Source organism: Caloranaerobacter sp. TR13 (genome assembly GCF_001316435.1).
Lineage (GTDB): Bacteria > Bacillota > Clostridia > Tissierellales > Thermohalobacteraceae > Caloranaerobacter.
In genome coordinates, this window is the sequence record NZ_JXLL01000005.1 from 15409 (window position 1) to 33938 (window position 18530).

18 protein-coding genes are annotated in these 18530 nt (G+C 31.3%); all 18 read left to right on the plus strand.

What is annotated here, in order from left to right; translation table 11 throughout:
- Positions 1-102 precede the first annotated feature (102 nt).
- The 18 genes from TR13x_RS05670 (at position 103) to galT (ending at position 18521) form a co-directional block, all read left to right on the plus strand.
- Positions 103-816 carry a PrsW family intramembrane metalloprotease gene (locus tag TR13x_RS05670; protein WP_255351313.1) on the plus strand — a complete coding sequence of 238 codons (714 nt, stop codon included), beginning with the start codon at positions 103-105 and terminating at the stop codon, positions 814-816.
- A gap of 69 nt (positions 817-885) precedes the next feature.
- Complete coding sequence (locus tag TR13x_RS05675) at positions 886-2088, plus strand: CapA family protein (RefSeq protein WP_054870941.1); 1203 nt, start codon at positions 886-888, stop codon at positions 2086-2088.
- Between the two features lie 93 nt (positions 2089-2181).
- Positions 2182-3015 (plus strand): diadenylate cyclase CdaA, encoded by an 834-nt coding sequence (gene cdaA / locus TR13x_RS05680; protein ID WP_054870942.1) that lies wholly within the window; start codon positions 2182-2184, stop codon positions 3013-3015.
- On the plus strand, positions 2996-4234 hold the full coding sequence (locus tag TR13x_RS05685) for a YbbR-like domain-containing protein (RefSeq protein ID WP_054870943.1): 1239 nt from the start codon (positions 2996-2998) through the stop codon (positions 4232-4234). The genes cdaA and TR13x_RS05685 overlap by 20 nt, the downstream gene beginning before the upstream one ends.
- 17 nt (positions 4235-4251) lie before the next feature.
- Positions 4252-5970: a sigma-54-dependent Fis family transcriptional regulator gene (locus TR13x_RS05690; RefSeq protein WP_054870944.1), complete on the plus strand. Its 1719-nt coding sequence runs from the start codon at positions 4252-4254 to the stop codon at positions 5968-5970.
- Positions 5971-6196: 226 nt separating this feature from the next.
- Complete coding sequence (gene buk / locus TR13x_RS05695; RefSeq protein ID WP_054870945.1) at positions 6197-7288, plus strand: butyrate kinase; 1092 nt, start codon at positions 6197-6199, stop codon at positions 7286-7288.
- Positions 7281-8186: a phosphate butyryltransferase gene (ptb, locus tag TR13x_RS05700; protein ID WP_054870946.1), complete on the plus strand. Its 906-nt coding sequence runs from the start codon at positions 7281-7283 to the stop codon at positions 8184-8186. The genes buk (TR13x_RS05695) and ptb overlap by 8 nt, the downstream gene beginning before the upstream one ends.
- A gap of 14 nt (positions 8187-8200) precedes the next feature.
- Positions 8201-9277 (plus strand): butyrate kinase, encoded by a 1077-nt coding sequence (gene buk, locus TR13x_RS05705; RefSeq protein ID WP_054870947.1) that lies wholly within the window; start codon positions 8201-8203, stop codon positions 9275-9277.
- 11 nt (positions 9278-9288) lie between these two features.
- Entirely contained in the window at positions 9289-9963 is a 675-nt protein-coding gene (locus tag TR13x_RS05710) for an ATP-binding protein (RefSeq protein WP_054870948.1), read from the plus strand.
- 134 nt (positions 9964-10097) lie between these two features.
- The gene (locus tag TR13x_RS05715; protein ID WP_054870949.1) at positions 10098-10328 is read left to right on the plus strand and encodes a 4Fe-4S dicluster domain-containing protein; all 231 of its coding nucleotides are present in this window, start codon (positions 10098-10100) and stop codon (positions 10326-10328) included.
- Positions 10329-10348: 20 nt separating this feature from the next.
- Positions 10349-11410 carry a 3-methyl-2-oxobutanoate dehydrogenase subunit VorB gene (locus tag TR13x_RS05720; RefSeq protein WP_054870950.1) on the plus strand — a complete coding sequence of 354 codons (1062 nt, stop codon included), beginning with the start codon at positions 10349-10351 and terminating at the stop codon, positions 11408-11410.
- The gene (locus TR13x_RS05725) at positions 11410-12156 is read left to right on the plus strand and encodes a thiamine pyrophosphate-dependent enzyme (RefSeq protein WP_054870951.1); all 747 of its coding nucleotides are present in this window, start codon (positions 11410-11412) and stop codon (positions 12154-12156) included. Before TR13x_RS05720 ends, TR13x_RS05725 begins: the two co-directional genes overlap by 1 nt.
- A 1-nt stretch (position 12157) precedes the next feature.
- Positions 12158-12697 (plus strand): 2-oxoacid:acceptor oxidoreductase family protein, encoded by a 540-nt coding sequence (locus TR13x_RS05730; protein WP_054870952.1) that lies wholly within the window; start codon positions 12158-12160, stop codon positions 12695-12697.
- A 148-nt stretch (positions 12698-12845) separates the two neighbouring features.
- On the plus strand, positions 12846-13733 hold the full coding sequence (locus tag TR13x_RS05735; protein WP_242851730.1) for a YitT family protein: 888 nt from the start codon (positions 12846-12848) through the stop codon (positions 13731-13733).
- 169 nt (positions 13734-13902) lie between these two features.
- A complete protein-coding gene (locus TR13x_RS05740) occupies positions 13903-14904 on the plus strand; it encodes a LacI family DNA-binding transcriptional regulator (protein ID WP_054870953.1) in 1002 nt (333 codons plus the stop codon).
- Positions 14905-15053: 149 nt separating this feature from the next.
- The gene (locus TR13x_RS05745) at positions 15054-16016 is read left to right on the plus strand and encodes a carbohydrate kinase family protein (RefSeq protein WP_054870954.1); all 963 of its coding nucleotides are present in this window, start codon (positions 15054-15056) and stop codon (positions 16014-16016) included.
- A gap of 10 nt (positions 16017-16026) precedes the next feature.
- Positions 16027-17511, plus strand: a complete 1485-nt coding sequence (locus tag TR13x_RS05750; protein ID WP_054870955.1) for a glycosyltransferase — start codon at positions 16027-16029, stop codon at positions 17509-17511.
- Positions 17511-18521 carry a galactose-1-phosphate uridylyltransferase gene (galT, locus tag TR13x_RS05755; RefSeq protein ID WP_054870956.1) on the plus strand — a complete coding sequence of 337 codons (1011 nt, stop codon included), beginning with the start codon at positions 17511-17513 and terminating at the stop codon, positions 18519-18521. Before TR13x_RS05750 ends, galT begins: the two co-directional genes overlap by 1 nt.
- Positions 18522-18530: the final 9 nt, after the last annotated feature.

The following is an 18530-nucleotide window of genomic DNA, read 5'->3' on the forward strand; positions in this document are numbered from 1 at the left end:
CAGTACTTAGTACCCAGTACCTAGTACCCAATATAAAAAGTATAACATACGTTTTATTGTCAATAATATAAATAAAATGCATATTATTTGTATTTTGAAAGGATGAAAGATTTGCTTATAAGACTTTTTATAATAGCGATAACTCCTGCTATATCAATTGCATATGCAGTTTATCTCAGTGATAGATATGATAGAGAACCGATATCTCTTTTGCTGAAAACATTTATTTTTGGCGCTTTATCTGTTATTCCGACTATTATAGTAGAAAGGTTTTTAGGTACTATTAATTTTTTTACTGGGATATTAAGTACATTTTATACAGCATTTGTAGTTGCAGGTTTTACAGAAGAGTTTTTCAAAAGAGAAGTAGTATTAAGACTTGTATATAATAGTAAATATTTTGATGAAAAGCTTGATGGCATAGTATACTCAATATTTTCAGCTTTAGGTTTTGCTACGGTAGAAAATATTATGTATGTAGTTTTCAGGTTTAGTTATAACTCTTATGTTGGTCTATATAGAGGGATACTTTCAGTACCAGCACATGCAATTTTTGCAGTAACTATGGGCTATTATCTTTCTATATCAAAATTTACAAATGATTTGACAGAAAAAGAATTAAATCTAAAAAAATCTTTATTTGTACCAGTTATTATTCATGGGATATTTGATTTTATATTAATGTCTAGAGTACCAATTTTAGTAGTATTATTTATTCCATACCTAGTATATATTTGGAAAAACAGTCAGTCTAAATTAAATAGATATATAATCGAATCAAGAGAAAGATTTAATAGAATAAATAAAGAAAAATAATTTTAATTAACAAACAGGAATAAAAGGTTTAAAATAGAATTAGGAAGAAAAACAGTAAAGGTGGCTTGTATGAAAAGAAAAAGATTAATTTTGAGTATTTCTACACTTTTTTTATTTATTTCTCTTTTTTTAACAGGATATATTACAGATAAATATAAGACAAGCCCTAAAAATATACTTGTATGCTATAAAAAGCCTGATGAAGTATTAGAAATGCAGCTTAAACAAGATTACAAGGTTCAAGCAACTATTGTAGCAACTGGAGACATAATGTTTCACACTCCACAAATAAAAAGTGCACTCGACGTAAAAAGTGGAGAGTACAATTTTGATGATATGTTTAAATCAGTAAAAAAATACATCAAAGGCGCAGATTTAGCTATAGGTAATTTTGAAACGGTAACTGCAGGGCCAGAACACGGGTATAGAGGTTATCCTACTTTCAATACTCCCAAATCAGCTATAAGAACACTTAAAGACATAGGATTCGATATCTTATCAACTGCAAACAATCATAGTTTGGATGAAGGTAAAGAAGGATTGATTGAAACTATAGAAAATATACAGCAATTTGGGCTAAAAAATGTTGGGACATATAAAGAACCTGTAAAAGGAGTACTTATTGAAGATGTCAAGGGGATTAAGGTAGCATTTATGTCATATACCTATGGTTGTAATGGGCTTGAATCAAGGCTAACAGAAGAAGAATTAAAATACATGATTAATTTTATAGATGAAGATAAGATTAAAGAGGATATAAGGTTTGCAAGAGAACAAGCAGATATTGTGGTGATAATTATTCATTGGGGTAACGAATATCAGAGAAAACCATCTGAATTTCAGCTTTCGTTAGCACAAAAGATGTTTGATTGGGGAGCAGACATTATATTAGGAAGTCACCCTCATGTTATACAGAAAGCCGAGTTGAAAACAATAAATGGACGAGTAAAATATGTGATATATTCTATGGGTAACTTTATTTCTAATCAAAGATACGAAACTATAAAAAATAGATATACAGAAGATGGTGTTATAGTTAAGATTCACTTGGAAAAAGACCTTGTACATAATAACTCTAAAATTAAAAACGTAGAATATATTCCTACGTGGGTAAATAGATATATATCTAATGGCAAATATAAATATGAAATTTTACCGACTACTGATTATTTAAATGAAGAAGTAGAAGGAATTAGTGAAAATTTGTTAAATAAGTTAAAAATATCATATAAAGCTACAATGAGTACTATTAATCAAAGTGAACTACAATAGAACACTATACCCAAAATATTGTTTATGTATTTATACCAAGTAATATATATTGTATAATTTTATTTAGGTAGAAAAATATCCAGGGGTGTTAAAATGCAGTTTTTAAAGGAATTATTTGTAAATATTAGAATAAGAGATATTATAGATATTGCTATAGTGGCTTTTGCTTTTTATAAGCTTTTTATGCTTATTAGAGAGACGCGAGCTGAACAATTAATTAAAGGTATCATAGTTTTATTAGTTGCTACTAAGGTAAGTGAATGGCTTCAACTATTTACGATAAACTGGATTCTTGAAAGAACCATGACAGTTGGAGTAATTGCCCTACTTATAGTTTTCCAACCAGAATTAAGAAGAGCATTAGAGTATATTGGTAGAAGCAGATTTTTAACGAAGCCAATTATTGAAATAGAAGATGAGGACATTCGAAACATTATAAACGAAATATTAGAAGCTGTAGCGTCTTTATCAAGGCAGAAAATAGGAGCTTTAATAGTGTTAGAAAGAACAACAGGTTTAAATGAGGTAGCAGAAACAGGTACTTTGATTAATGGAAAAGTATCAAGTGGTCTTTTAATCAATATTTTTATACCTAATACACCACTACATGATGGCGCTGTAATAATAAAAGACGATATTGTAAAAGCTGCTGGCTGCTTTTTGCCATTAACCGAAAATATGAATCTTAGTAAAGATTTAGGTACAAGACATAGAGCAGCACTAGGGATAACTGAAAAATCAGATGCATTGGCTATAATAGTTTCAGAAGAAACTGGTGTTATATCAATTGCTGATAATGGTAAACTTTCTCGTTACGTTGACATTAAAACGTTAGAAAAAATATTAGAGGATATTTATATTAATAATGAAATGAGACGGGGACTATTTATTAAATGGAGGATAAAAAATGGCGAAAATCAAGAATAGGAATATTACTATAAAAATAATAGCCGTTTTTTTCGCAGTTATATTGTGGACTTATGTTATGAGTGATGTGAATCCCAAAATAACGAAAGAAATTGAAAACATTAAAGTAGAATTAGTAAATCTTGACACTTTGGAACTTTCAGGAATAACTCTAATGGAGCCAAAAGAAATAACAGTAAAAGTTAAGCTTTCTGGTAGGAGAAAAGAATTAATAGATGTAACTGCAGATGATATAGTAGCACAGGCGGATTTGAGTGGATATAAAGAGGGTTCGCATAGAGTTGATATTGAAGTAAGGACTCATGATAGTAGAATAGAAATAGAAGATTATTATCCTAAACAGGCTGTTTTTAAATTTGATAAAATTGTACAGAAACAAAAACCTATTATATTGAGATTAACAGGAAAAGAAGGTATAGGGTATAGTGCAGGAAAAGGAATAGTAAAGCCAAGCACAGTTTATATTAAAGGACCAAGAACATGGGTTAATTCAGTTACAAATGTTATTGCATATGTAAATTTAGATAATTCAACTGAAGATATAATTACAAGCGTACCTTTAAAAGCTGTAAATGATAGAGGCGATGAAGTAGAAGGTATTACTAAAGAACCAAATATTGTAGATGTTAAAATACCTATATTAAAGGTGAAGAACGTTCCAATTAAACCACAAATTACAGGTAGCCCTTTAATAGGATATGAAATAAAAAATGTTACTTCAGAACCTGACTATGTAAAAATTAGAGGTTCAGAGGAAGTAATAAAAGATATAAAAACAATAGAAACAGAGCCTGTAAATGTCGATTATATTGCTAAAAGTATAACTAAAATTACTCCTTTGATTTTACCTGAAGGAATAGAAGTAGTTAATGAAAATGATTCAGTAAATGTTACAGTAGAGATTGAAAAGAAAGTTGAAAAAACATTCGAGTTTAATATAGATGAGATTAACTTTAACAATTTAGATCCAGGGTTAGAAATAGATAAAAATAAATCTGGCCAAAAGATAACAGTTACTTTTGCAGCTGTTGAAAGTACTATGAATCTATTAACAAAAGATGATATAAAATTAAACGTAGATCTTACTGAATTAAAAGAAGGGCTACATGATGTAGATATAGAAATTAAAAAGCCTTCTAATGTTGAGATAATAAAATTAAATCCAAAGGTTTTTAAGATATATTTAAAAAAGAGAACAGCTGAAAATTCAACTTTTTAGACATGAGGTGGGCTGGTTTGAGAAGAGAATTAGAAGTAATACTTGATTCTACCCATGATGCAATGATTGCAGTAGACAAGCGAGGTGTAATAACTTTATTTAATAAAGCCGCTGAGAAATTAACTGGTATTGATAGTAAATATGCTTTAGGTAAACCTGTAAAAGAAGTTATATTAAACACAAGACTTATGCATATATTAAAAACTGGAGATTATGAATTAAATAGACAGCAAGATTTAGGCAATATAAAAATAGTTACTAATAGAATGCCAGTAAAGGATGAAAATGGAGAAATAATAGGTGCCGTAGCTGTCTTTAGAGATGTTACAGACATATTAGATTTAGCTACTCAGATAACAAATTTAAAAGAAATACAGAGTATGCTTGAGGCTATTTTCAATTCTACCCAAGATGCTATTTCAGTAGTAGATCAAAACGGAATAAATGTTATGGTTAACCCTGCATATACTGAGCTTACTGGTCTAAGTGAGGAAGATGTATTAGGGAAACCTGCAACTGTAGATTTGGTAGAAGGTCAGAGTGTCCATATGAAAGTCTTGGCTACTAAAAAGCCTATAAAAAATGCTAGATTAATTGTAGGTTCGAATAAAAGGGAAGTAATAGCTACAGCTGCACCAATTATAGTTGATGGGGAACTAAGAGGTAGCGTCGGAGTTCTGCATGATGTATCTGAGATTATAAAGTTAAATAAAGAGCTAAATGTAGCAAAGCAGATAATTAGAAAGCTAGAAGCTAAATATACATTTGATGATATTGTCGGGCAAAATGAATTAATACTTAAAGCAATTGAGAAAGCTAAAAAAGCAGCAAGTACTCCAGCTACGGTTATATTAAGAGGTGAAAGTGGTACAGGTAAAGAATTATTTGCGCATGCAATCCATAATGAAAGTGATAGGAAATTTAGTCAGTTTGTTAGAGTTAATTGTGCGGCTTTAAGCGAAAGTTTGCTAGAAAGTGAGCTATTTGGATATGAAGAAGGAGCTTTCACAGGGGCAAAAAAAGGAGGAAAAAAGGGATTATTTGAACAGGCGAATGGTGGGACTATCTTTTTAGACGAAATTGGAGATATAAGCTTAAATACACAAGCTAAGCTTTTAAGGGTTTTGCAGGAAAGAGAAATTGTAAGAGTAGGAGGCACAAAACCTATAACTATTGATGTTAGAATAATTACTGCTACGAATTTGGATTTAGAAAAGGCTGTAGAAGAAGGGAAATTTAGAGAAGATTTGTATTATAGATTAAATTTTATACCAATTAATATACCTGCATTACGCTATAGAAAAGATGACATATATCATTTAGTTATACATTTTATTAAAAAATTTAATCAGGAATATGGTAGAAGGATTAATGATATTACTAAAGAAGCAGTAGATATTCTAAAAAAACACGATTGGCCTGGAAATGTTAGGGAGTTAGAAAATATTATTGGTAGAGCAATAATAAACATGAAACATTGTGAGAATGTTATTGATGTGCAGCATATACCATTGATAGATTCTAATGTTAAATATGAGAGACAAAAAATAGTTCAAACTGAGCATATTGATGATTTAGAGGATATAACATTAGAAGAAGCTGTATCAAAATTAGAGAAAGAACTAATAATTAAAACTCTTAAAAAGTATAATAACAATAAAACTAAAACAGCAAAAGCTTTAGGAATTTCTATTAGAAGTCTATACTATAAAATGGAAAAATACAACATAAATTAGTGTGCAAAAATATGCAAAACAAACAAACTATGCAAAAAAATGCATGCAAAAATTTGCACAATAAATTCAATATAAAACAACTGCAAGCTGTAAAGGACAAACCTTTACAGCTCTGTTTATGTTAAATGAATTATTCTAGCTTTTATTTTTAAAAAGTTTTTTCGTTATTATAGTTGGCATATATATTGCATACAATAAACATTAGAAAAAAATAAGGGGTGAAATAATGGAAAGAAAATATGTACTTGCTATTAACCCTGGTTCAACTTCAACAAAAGTTGCTATTTATCAGGGGAAGGAAAAGGTTATCCTAAAGAAAATTGAACATAAAACAAGTGAATTAGAGAAATTTGATAAAATAACAGACCAGTATGAATATAGACTTAAACTTATAATGGATTGGCTAAAAGAAGAAGGGATTGAAACTTCATCTTTAGTTGCTGTTGTAGGTAGAGGAGGACTACTGCGTCCAATGCCTGGGGGAACATACCTAGTAACAGAAAAGATGATTCAAGATTTAAAAGCAGGAGTGCAAGGTGAACACGCTTCAAACTTAGGTGGAATGTTAGCAAAAGGTATAGCGGATAAAGAAGGGATTAAAGCATACATAGTAGACCCTGTTGCAGTTGATGAATTTGATGATATAGCTAGAATTTCAGGTATGCCTGAAATACCAAGAAGATCATTATTACATGCATTGAATATCAAAGCTGTATCACACAGAGCGGCTGAAGAATTAGGTAAAGAGCTTGTGGATTTAAACTTAATAGTTGCGCATCTTGGTGGAGGTATTTCAGTAGCACCAGTTAAAAAAGGTAAATTAGTTGATGTAAACAATGCAAATGAAATGGGACCTTTCTCACCAGAGAGAACAGGAGGTCTTCCTGTAGGAGATTTAATAAAGATGTGTTATTCAGGAAAATATACTTACAAGGAAATTAAAACTAAGCTTAGAGGAAAAGGTGGTCTAGTAGGATACCTAGGAACTAATGATGCCAAAGAAGTAGTTGAAATGATTAAAAATGGAGACAAAAAAGCAAAATTAGTATTTGATGCGATGGCTTACCAAATCGGAAAAGAAATAGGGGCTATGGCAACTGTTTTAGAAGGTAAGGTTGATAGAATTATATTGACAGGAGGCTTAGCATATTCTGATTTATTAACAGATTATATTAAGAATATGGTTAGCTTTATAGCACCTGTTATTGTTTATCCAGGTGAAGATGAGATGGAAGCATTAAATGGTGGAGTTTTAAGAGTGCTTTCAGGTAAAGAGAAGGAAAAAATTTATGAAAATGAGGTGAAAATAGATGATTAGAGGTTTTGAGGATGTTTTAAGGTTAGCTAAAGAGAGAGGACCTAAAACTATCTCAGTTGCAGCTGCACAAGATAAAGAAGTTCTTATTGCAGTTAAAGAAGCTAAAGAAATGGGAATAGCTGATGCAATATTAGTTGGTGACAAAGAGAAAATAACCCAAATAGCTAGTGAAATAGGAATGAATTTAGATGATTTTGAAGTAATAGATTTAAAAGATTTAAAAGAAGCTTCAAGAAAAGCTGTTGAGCTTGTAAGCAGCGGTAAAGCTCATATGGTAATGAAAGGATTAGTTGATACTTCAATAATACTAAAAGCTGTTTTAGATGAAGAAATAGGACTTAGAACAGGTAAAGTATTAAGCCACGTTGCAGTATTTGATATTGATACTTACGATAAGATTTTATTTGTAACAGATGCAGCAATGAATATAGCACCAAATCTAGAACAGAAAAAACAAATTATTGAAAATGCAGTATTTGTAGCTCACTCACTAGATATTGAAAATCCAAAGGTAGCAGTAATTTGTGCAAAAGAAAAAGTTAATCCTAAAATGCCTGCTACTGTTGATGCAGAAAAACTAGAAGAAATGAATAAAAATGGTGAGATTACAGGATGTATTGTTGGAGGACCTTTTGCATTAGACAATGCAATATCGAAAGAAGCTGCAAAGCATAAAGGAATAGAGCATCCTGTAGCTGGAGATGCTGACATATTATTAATGCCATATATTGAAGCAGGTAATGTACTTTATAAATCTTTAGTATTCTTATCAAAGGCACAAAATGCAGGTGTAATCGTAGGTGCAAAAGCTCCTGTAGTTTTAACTTCAAGAGCTGATAGTGAAAGTGCTAAGCTAAATTCAATAGCTCTTGGTGTATTAATGGCTACTAACAAATAGAAAGGAGAGTAAATATGAGTGAAGTATTCAGATTGCTTATTATAAATCCTGGTTCAACTTCTACAAAAATAGCGATATATGACAATGAAAAGCCAGTTTTAGAAGAGACTTTAAGACATTCTACTGAAGAATTAGCAAAATATGAAAAAATATATGATCAGTATGAATTCAGAAAAAATATTATACTTGAAACACTAAATGAGAAAGGTATTAATTTAACTAAATTAAGTGCTGTAGTTGGTAGAGGTGGATTACTTAAGCCAATAGATGGTGGAACTTATAAAGTAAATGAAAGAATGATTGAAGATTTAAAAGTTGGTGTTCTTGGCGAGCATGCATCAAACTTAGGTGGTATTTTAGCACATGAGATAGCATCTCAATTAAACATACCAGCATTTATAGTTGACCCAGTTGTTGTTGATGAAATGGAAGATGTAGCTAGAATATCAGGTATGCCAGAATTAGAAAGAAAGAGTATTTTCCATGCATTAAACCAAAAGGCTGTAGCTAGAAGAGCAGCAAAAGAATTAGGAAAAGCTTACGATGAAGTAAACCTAATAGTAGCTCATCTAGGTGGAGGAGTTTCTGTAGGAGCTCATAAAAAAGGTAGAGTTGTAGATGTTAATAATGCATTAGATGGTGAAGGACCATTTTCACCAGAAAGAGCTGGAGGACTTCCAGTAGGGGATTTAGCTAAACTTTGCTTCTCAGGAAAATATACATTAGCAGAAATGAAGAAGAAAATTAAAGGTAATGGTGGTTTAGTTGCATACCTTGGAACAAATGATGCTAGAGAAGTAGTTAAAATGATTCAAAATGGAGATAAGAAGGCAGAGCTTGTTTATAAAGCTATGGCTTACCAAGTTGCTAAAGAAATTGGTAGCTTAGCTTCAGTATTAGAAGGTAAAGTTGATGGGATAATACTAACAGGTGGTATAGCATATGATAAAGAATTTACAAAGTGGATTATAGATAGAGTAAGCTTCATTTCAAAAGTGTTTGTATATCCAGGTGAAGATGAAATGATAGCTCTAGCAGAAGGTGGCTTAAGAGTATTAAGAGGAGAAGAAGAAGCAAAGGTATATAATTAGAGGTGGATTTTATGTTAAACGATAAGAGAATCAGAATAATAACTGGACACTATGGAAGTGGAAAGACAGAGTTTGCAGTAAATTATGCAGTAAAATTAGCTAAAAGTGGAAAAAAAGTTGCGTTAGCAGATTTAGATGTTGTTAATCCGTACTTTAGAAGTAGAGAAAAAGAAAGTTTATTATCTGAAATGGGTATTAAGGTAATAGGAAGTTCAATTAATGCCGCTGCAGCAGATGTACCTGCTGTATCAGCTGAGATTTTTGCTCCATTACAAGATGAAAGTTATGATGTAATACTAGATGTGGGTGGAGACCCTGTTGGAGCTAGAGCTCTTGGAAGATATCATAATTATTTCAAAGAAGGCAAATATGATATGTTATTTGTTATAAATGCTAATAGACCTGAAACTCAGGATGTAGAGAATACTATTAAGTACTTGAGAGGAATCGAAATGGCTTCAAGAGCAAAAGTAACAGGGCTTATCAATAATACACATCTACTAAAAAGTACTACAGTAGAAGATGTTTTAAGGGGTCAAAAATTAGCAGAAGAAGTATCTAAAAAATTGAATATTCCAATTAAATATGTAGTTGCATTAGAACATGTAGCTAAAGAACTTCCATCAAACCTTAAAGGGCAAATCTTCCCAATAACACTTTATATGAGGGAAGAATGGATGCTCTAATTGCACTATGTGCAATTAGAATTGTAAATGTTAAATTGTAAATTTTAAATAAAATTAAATAAAATAATAAGTATAGTTATTTAGCATTTAACATTTAAAATTTAAAATTATTTGATTAATGGGGAGGGTTGTAAATGGCTAAAGCTAGAGGAAAGGTAACATTCAAAGAAGATTTATGTAAAGGTTGTGAATTATGTACAACTGCATGTCCAGTTAACATTGTTGTAATGAACAAAGAAAAGATTAATATTAAAGGTTATCACCCAGCTACAGTTATCGAAATGGATAAGTGTATAGGCTGTGGAAACTGTGCAACAATTTGTCCTGATGTTGTTATAGAAGTTGAGAGAATAATAGAAAAATAATTATTAAGGAGGGAAAATAAATGGCTAAGATTTTAATGAAAGGTAACGAAGCCATAGGTGCAGCAGCTATTAAAGCTGGTTGTAAATATTTCTTCGGTTACCCAATTACACCACAAAATGAGCTTCCTGAATATATGGCTAGAGAGCTACCAAAAGTTGGTGGAGTATTTTTACAAGCTGAGAGTGAGGTAGCTGCAATAAATATGGTATATGGTGCAGCAGGAGCTGGTGCAAGAGTAATGACTTCTTCATCAAGCCCTGGTATAGCATTAAAACAAGAAGGCATTTCATATATAGCTGGTGCAGAATTACCATGTGTAATTGTTAACATAGTTAGAGGAGGTCCTGGTTTAGGCGGTATTCAACCTGCTCAGTCAGACTATTATCAATCCACTAGAGGTGGTGGAAACGGAGACTATAGAACAGTTGTATATGCACCTGCTACATTACAAGAAACTGTTGATTTAGTTATGGAAGCATTTGATGTAGCTGACCAATATAGAATCCCTGTAATGGTTGTAGGAGATGGTATGATTGGTCAGATGATGGAACCAGTTGAATTTAAAGAGCCTAAGAAGAGAAATTTACCACCAAAAGATTGGGCAACTACTGGAACAAAAGGACAAAGAAAACCAAATATCATAAACTCATTATTCATAGATCCAAAAGAACTAGAAGATCACGTTTGGAGATTAGAAGAAAAATATAAAGTTATAAAAGAAAATGAAGTAAGATATGAAACTTACAACCTTGAAGATGCAGATGTAGTAGTTGTAGCTTATGGAACTACTTCAAGGGTAGTTAAAAACGCTATAGCTAAGTGCGAAGCTGAAGGATTAAAAGTTGGTTTAATCAGACCAATAACATTATGGCCATTCCCAGATGAAGCTTTCGAAAAGATAAGCGATAAAACTAAAGGAATATTAACAGTAGAAATGAGTACTGGACAAATGATAGATGATGTTAAAATAGCTATAAATGGTAGAAAACCAGTTTACTTCTATGGTAGAACTGGTGGTATGGTACCAGAGCCAGATGCTATAGTAGCTGAGATAAAGAAGATAGCAGGGGGTGAAATGTAATGGCTAAGGTTTTTGAAAAGACAAAAGGTTTAACAGATAAGCCATTCCACTATTGTCCTGGTTGTACACACGGTATAATTCACAGACTAGTAGCGGAAGTTTTAGAGGAATTAGGGGTATTAGGTAAAGCGATTGGTGTGGCTCCAGTTGGATGTTCAGTTTTTGCTTATGATTATTTTAACTGTGATATGCATGAAGCTGCTCACGGTAGAGCACCAGCTGTTGCTACTGGTATAAAGAGAATTCATCCTGACAGCGTAGTGTTCACTTATCAAGGAGATGGAGACTTAGCTTCAATAGGTACTGCTGAGATTATCCATGCTGCTCATCGTGGAGAAAAAATAACTACAATATTTGTTAACAATGCTATTTATGGTATGACTGGTGGACAAATGGCTCCAACAACATTAGTTGGACAAAAAGCTACAACAGCTCCATATGGTAGAGATGAAAATCATGCAGGTAGACCGTTAAAAGTATCAGAAATGCTTGCTACAATTCACGGAGCTAAATTTGTTGAGAGAGTATCAGTTCATAATCCTGCTAATATTAGAAAAGCTAAGAAAGCTATCAAGAAGGCATTTGAAGTTCAGTTAGCAGGCGAAGGTTTCGGAATAGTTGAGGTTTTATCAACTTGTCCAACTAACTGGGGATTAACTCCAACTGAATCATTAAAGTGGCTTGAAGAAAATATGATACCTTATTATCCATTAGGAAACTTCAGAACGCCTGAGGAGGTGAAATAAGATGGAAGAAAGAGTAATAATGGCAGGATTCGGTGGTCAAGGTGTTATGTCAATGGGTCAGCTATTGACTTATGCAGGTATGATAGAAGGTAAAAATGTATCATGGCTTCCATCTTACGGACCAGAAATGCGTGGAGGTACTGCGAACTGTAACGTTATAGTTTCAGATGAACCAGTAGGTTCACCTATAGTAACAGAAGCTACTGCCGCTATAGTTATGAACAGACCATCATTAGACAAGTTCGAAGGCTTCATTGTTAAAGATGGAAACTTATTAATAAATAGTTCATTAATAGATAAGAAAGCAGAGAGAGATGATATAAACGCTTATTACATTCCAGCAAATGAGATAGCTGTAGAGTTAGGTAACAGCAAAGTTGCTAATATGGTTATGTTAGGCGCTTACTTAGAATTAACTAAAGCTGTTAAAGTTGAATCAGTAATAGAAGCTTTAAAGAAAGTATTTGGAAAAACTAAAGCTCATTTAATTCCATTAAATGAAAAAGCTCTTGAAAAAGGAGCAGAATTAGTAAGAAAATAGTACGGACCGACCTAATTTGGTCGGTTCTTTTTGTTTCATTTTTTTCATAAATAAATTTCAATAAACATATTGAAATACTACTTAAGTGGGAGTATAATGATGGTAAAAAAATAGGGTATATCCCTAGAATGAAAAGAGGGTATGTAAGTTGCAAATTGCTAAAAGAATGTCTTCCACTTCTACTTCTGTAAATCTAATGGATTATACAAGCAAATTTGTATTCATTTTATTGGGAAATCTGTTTTGTGCAATTGCATTTAATGGTTTTTTCGTACCAAATCACTTGCTAAGTGGTGGAGTTGGTGGAATAGCAATAATGATTCATTTTTTAACTGATTTACCAATCGGACTTATTATATTTCTTATTAATGTACCAATTTTTATAATTGGTTCTAGGATTATAGACAAAAGATTTACAACGTATAGCTTTATATCAATGCTAACTTTGTCTTTTTTACTTGAGTTAACTAGAGGAATTGATCAACTTATAATGATGGATGATATATTGCTTGCAGCTATTTTTGGTGGTGTACTAAATGGTTTAGGTATGGGACTTATGTTTAGAAATAGAACATCACAAGGTGGATTAGATATTATAGCTGCAATATTTAAGAAAAAATATAATATAAATATTGGAACAGGATTAATGGGAGTTAATACAATAATTATAGCATCATCTTCAGCATTATTCGGATTAAAACCAGCAATGTATACGCTTATAGCGTTATATACAGCATATAAGATAGTTGATAAGGTACAGGAAGGATTAGACACTAAGAAAAATGTAATAATAATATCAGATAAATCTCAAGAGCTAGGAGAAGCAATACAGAAGAAGTTACAAAGAGGAGTTACTTTCCTTAAAGGAGAAGGTGGATATACTAAGAATAATAAAAATGTAATTTATTGTATAGTAACATCGACTCAAGTTGGAAAGCTAAAAGAGATAGTTGAACAAGTAGACCCTAATGCTTTTATGACAATCAATAATATACAAGAAGTAAAAGGTAAAGGGTTTAAGAGTGTTGGAATATAAGGTAAGGTTTAATCCTTACCTTTTTTTTAACTATGATATTGATTCTGTTCACATAAGATTTTCAAAAAATTTAGAGAAAAATATAAATTTATATTGACAATAGGAAACCGATTGCATATAATCGAGTTATAAAATATGAACTATTTAAATAAAAAATAGGGTGAAAAATATGAAGGTTACTATTAGTGATATCGCAAGAATAGCTGGAGTATCAAAATCAACTGTTTCTAGAGTTTTGAACAACAGCAAGCCTGTAAGTGAAGAGGTAAGGAAAAAGGTTTTAAAAGCTATTGAAGATACAAATTACAAGCCGAGTTTATTGGCTAGGAGTCTTGCAAATAAAAAGACTAATTTAATTGGTGTTGTTATTCCAGATGTTTCAAACTCTTTTTTTTCAGAGCTTGTAAGAGGAATACAAGATTATGCAGGAAGCAAATCATACAACATTTTACTTTGCAACACATATTTTGACCATACTAAGGAAATTCAATATTTAAATATATTGAGTGAACAAGAGGTTGAAGGAATTATATTTCTTACAAGTAAAATAGTTGAGGAACATGTTGATTTTTTTAGGAATTTTAGAAAACCAGTTGTAATTGTAAATAGAAAAATAGAAGAATTAAACATACCATGTGTAGATGTTGACAATTTTAAAGCATCCTATGAAGCAGTAAATTACTTAATAAACTTAAATCATAATAGAATTGGAATGATTAGAGGACCATTAAATAATAAGTCAGTTGGATTAAATAGATTTGAGGGATATAAAAAAGCATTAGAAGATAATGGAATAGAATTCAATGAAGATTTAGTAGTAGAAGGGAATTTTACAATAAACGATGGTTATAAGGCAATGGGGAAACTACTTTCTCTAAGAGATATACCAACAGCTGTTTTTTGCGCAAGTGATAGTATGGCAATTGGTGCGATAAAATGTATCATGGATAGCGGCTTTAAGGTTCCAGACGATATATCAATAATAGGCTTTGATGGGATACCAATGGCTTCAATATTTGTTCCATCAATTACAACAATTGCTCAGCCTATATTGGAAATGGGAACTACAGCTATAAAAATGATTTTTGACCAATTAGAAGGAAAAGAAGTAAAAGATATAATAATGCCAACAGAGCTTGAAGTAAGACAGAGCACTAAAAGAAGAATATAATTTTTTTAAAGACACAGGAAACCGGTTTACTAAATTCATGATTTTTTTATACTAGAACTTACGATTTTTAACAAGATTTAATAATTTCAAGTCTCGATAAAATAAAGATGTATATTTAGTAGGAAAAAAGGTTAAGAGGTGAAAAAATAGTGTTGCAATTAAATGAAAAAGTGAATTTAAGAGAAGATAAAACCATAGATGTTACAGCAGTTGGAGAGATACTCATTGATATGATATCAACTGAATACAGTGACGATTTGAATTGTAAGAGTTTTGAAAAATTTTTTGGTGGTTCACCGGGCAATTTAGCTATAAATGTTAAAAATCTTGGTGCAAAATCTTCTTTAATATCAAAAGTAGGGAACGATGATTTTGGTAGGTTTTTAGTGGACAAGTTAAACGAAAATGGTGTTGATACTTCTGGAATAGAATTCGATGATGATAGTAATACTTCTATGGTAATAGTAAATAAGAGCAAAACAACACCAAAATTTATTGCTTATAGAGATGCTGAAAAGAAAATCACTTATAACGAAACTATTGATAAGCTTATTAAAGATACAAAAATTATTCATTTTTCATCATGGCCAATATCATATAGCACTTCTAGGAATACAATTGAAAAAATTATTGAAGTAGCTAAAGATGAAGGAGCTTTGATATGTTTTGATCCAAACTATAGAAAAATATTATGGGAAAAAGGTCATGATGGAGCTTCATATGTTAAGGCTATTATTGAAAAGGTCGATATAATTAAACCTTCATATGACGATGCTTTTCATTTGTTTGGGGAAGGGACAGTAGAAGTATATATTGATAAATTTTTAGAGCTAGGGCCTAAATTGGTTATCATGACATTAGGTAAATATGGTTTGATTGTTGCAAATAAAAAAGAATGTATGAAATTTAGCTCTCTTGCAACTGAAGTAGTTGACACAACTGGGGCAGGCGACGCATTTTGGTCAGGGTTTTATTTAGGTATATTGAATAATAAAACAATAAAAGAATCTGTTGAATTAGGATTGGCTACTAGTGCATATAAACTCAAGCATATGGGAGCAGTCATAGAGCTTCCACACTTTACACAGATAGAAAAGATTTACAGTTTATAGGAGGGAAACCGTGAGAATAGCTTTTTTAAACCCACAAGGAAACTTCGATAAAAACGATCTTTATTGGACTGAACATCCTGATTTTGGAGGACAGCTTGTTTATGTAAAAGAAGTTGCAATAGCAATGGGAAAGTTAGGATATAAGGTTGATATTATTACAAGACAGATAATCGATGATGAATGGAAAGGATTTGAAAGCACTTTTGATTATTATGAAGGTGCTCAAAATGTAAGGATTATTAGAATACCTTTTGGCGGAAAAAAGTTCCTAAATAAAGAGCTTTTATGGGAGCATTTAAATGAATATGTTGACAATATAATAGATTTTTATAAAAAAGAAGGTGAAATGCCAGATTTTATAACAACACATTATGGTGATGGAGGAATTGCTGGAGCAATTATGTATGAAAAAACAGGTATTCCGTATTCTTTTACAGGACATTCTTTAGGTGCTCAAAAGATGGATAAACTAAATGTAAATGAAAAAAATATTGAAGAGTTAGATAAAAAATATAATTTCTCCAAGAGAATAATGGCTGAAAGAATTAGCATGGCAAATTCAGCAGTAAATTTTGTAAGTACCCTTCAAGAAAGAATGGAACAATACGGGCATAGAGCGTATAAAAATGCTGTTGATATTAGCGATGATAATAAATTTAGAGTAGTTCCACCGGGGGCTAATACAGAGATATTCTCGATCGATAGTCAAAATGAAGAAGACCCAGTTATTATAGAAAAGATTAAGAATGTATTTAAAAGAGACTTAGATGCTGATAGACAAAACTTACCAGCAATAATTGCTGCAAGTAGATTAGACCCTAAAAAAAATCATATAGGTTTAGTTAAAGCTTATGCACAAAGTCATGAATTACAAGAGAGGGCAAACTTAATTATTACACTCAGAGGGATTGATAATCCTTTTGTTGATTATTCATCTGCAAAGGGAGATGAAAAGAAGATTTTAGATGAAATAATGGATATAATAAATAAGAATAATTTAAAAGGGAAAGTAAGCATGTTTAGTTTGAATAGTCAAAAACAGTTGGCTGCTTGCTATAGAGAGTTAAGTAGAAGAAAATCGGTATTTTCATTAACTGCTCTTTATGAACCTTTTGGATTAGCACCTATTGAGGCAATGGCTTGTGGTTTGCCAGTTGCAGTTACACAAAATGGCGGGCCATCAGAAGTTTTAAAGGAAGGTAACGAAAAATTTGGAGTATTAGTAGATGCTTCAAACCCTAAGAGTATTGCAGAAGGTTTGATTGAAGTTTTCAATAACTATGACTACTATCAAAGACAAGGATTATATAGAGTAAAGAGTAAGTATACATGGAACAGTACTGCGAAGGGATATATAAAAGCTATTAAGGAAAAATTAGACAATAAACAAGATTACAAGAAGCTAGAAATACATCAATACTTCTTAAATCCTGTAAAGGAAAATGTGATATCTCTTGACTGGCTAAAAAAAATATATTTGGATGGTGATAATTAATGCCAGAGCTAAGGAAAAACATTCTAACAGGGAACCAAGTAGTGATTGCAGTTGAAAGAAGTAAAAGACCTTCGGATTTAAAGTCAGATAATGATGAATTTGAGAATTTAAGTGAATATGATGAAAAATGTCCGTTGTGTCTAGGGAATGAAGAAATGACTCCTCCCGAACAGTTCAGAATACAATCTGATGATAAATGGGTAGTCAGAGCTATACCAAATAAATTTCCAATTTTGTCAAAAACAAGTGAAGTTCTGGAGAATAACGAAGATATATTTATTAAAAAGAATGGAGTAGGAATTCACGAAGTTCTAATTGAGAGCAACAAACACAATAAAAGCTTTTTCAATATGAAAAGTAATGATTTTAATAATATCTTAAGAATGTATAAAAATAGATTTGAAAAATTACTTAAATTTGAATTTACTTCATACGTAAGTTTATTTAAGAATAATCTAAAAAAGGCTGGAGCATCGCTTGTTCACTCACATGCACAAATTATTACAGTACCCATCGTACCAGAAAATATCGAAATAGAGCTTAGAAACGCTAAGGAATTTTATAATAGTAATAAGAAAAATATTTTTGAGTTTATTATTGAGAGTGAACTTAATAGAGATGAAAGAGTTATTTACAATTCAGAAAACTTTAGCATAATTGCTCCATTTGCATCAGCTTATAATTATGAAGTTGAAATAATATTTAAGAATTTATCTAGATTTGAAAAAATAAAAGATACTGAAATAAATGAATTATCAATCTTAATGGAGAGATTATTTCAGAAATACAAGCAAGTTCTAGGTGTTATTCCATTTAATATGATTGTTCATTCATTACCAAAGGGAAGATATGACATGGATGATAAATACAATGTTCATATACATATAGTCCCTAGACTTTCTAATCAAGCTGGTTTTGAATTAGGAACTGGAATTATGGTTAATGCTGTGCCTCCAGAAAATGCAGCTCAGTATTTAAAATTTGATGTAAAATCAGAAAAACAAAAATAAATGCAGCAA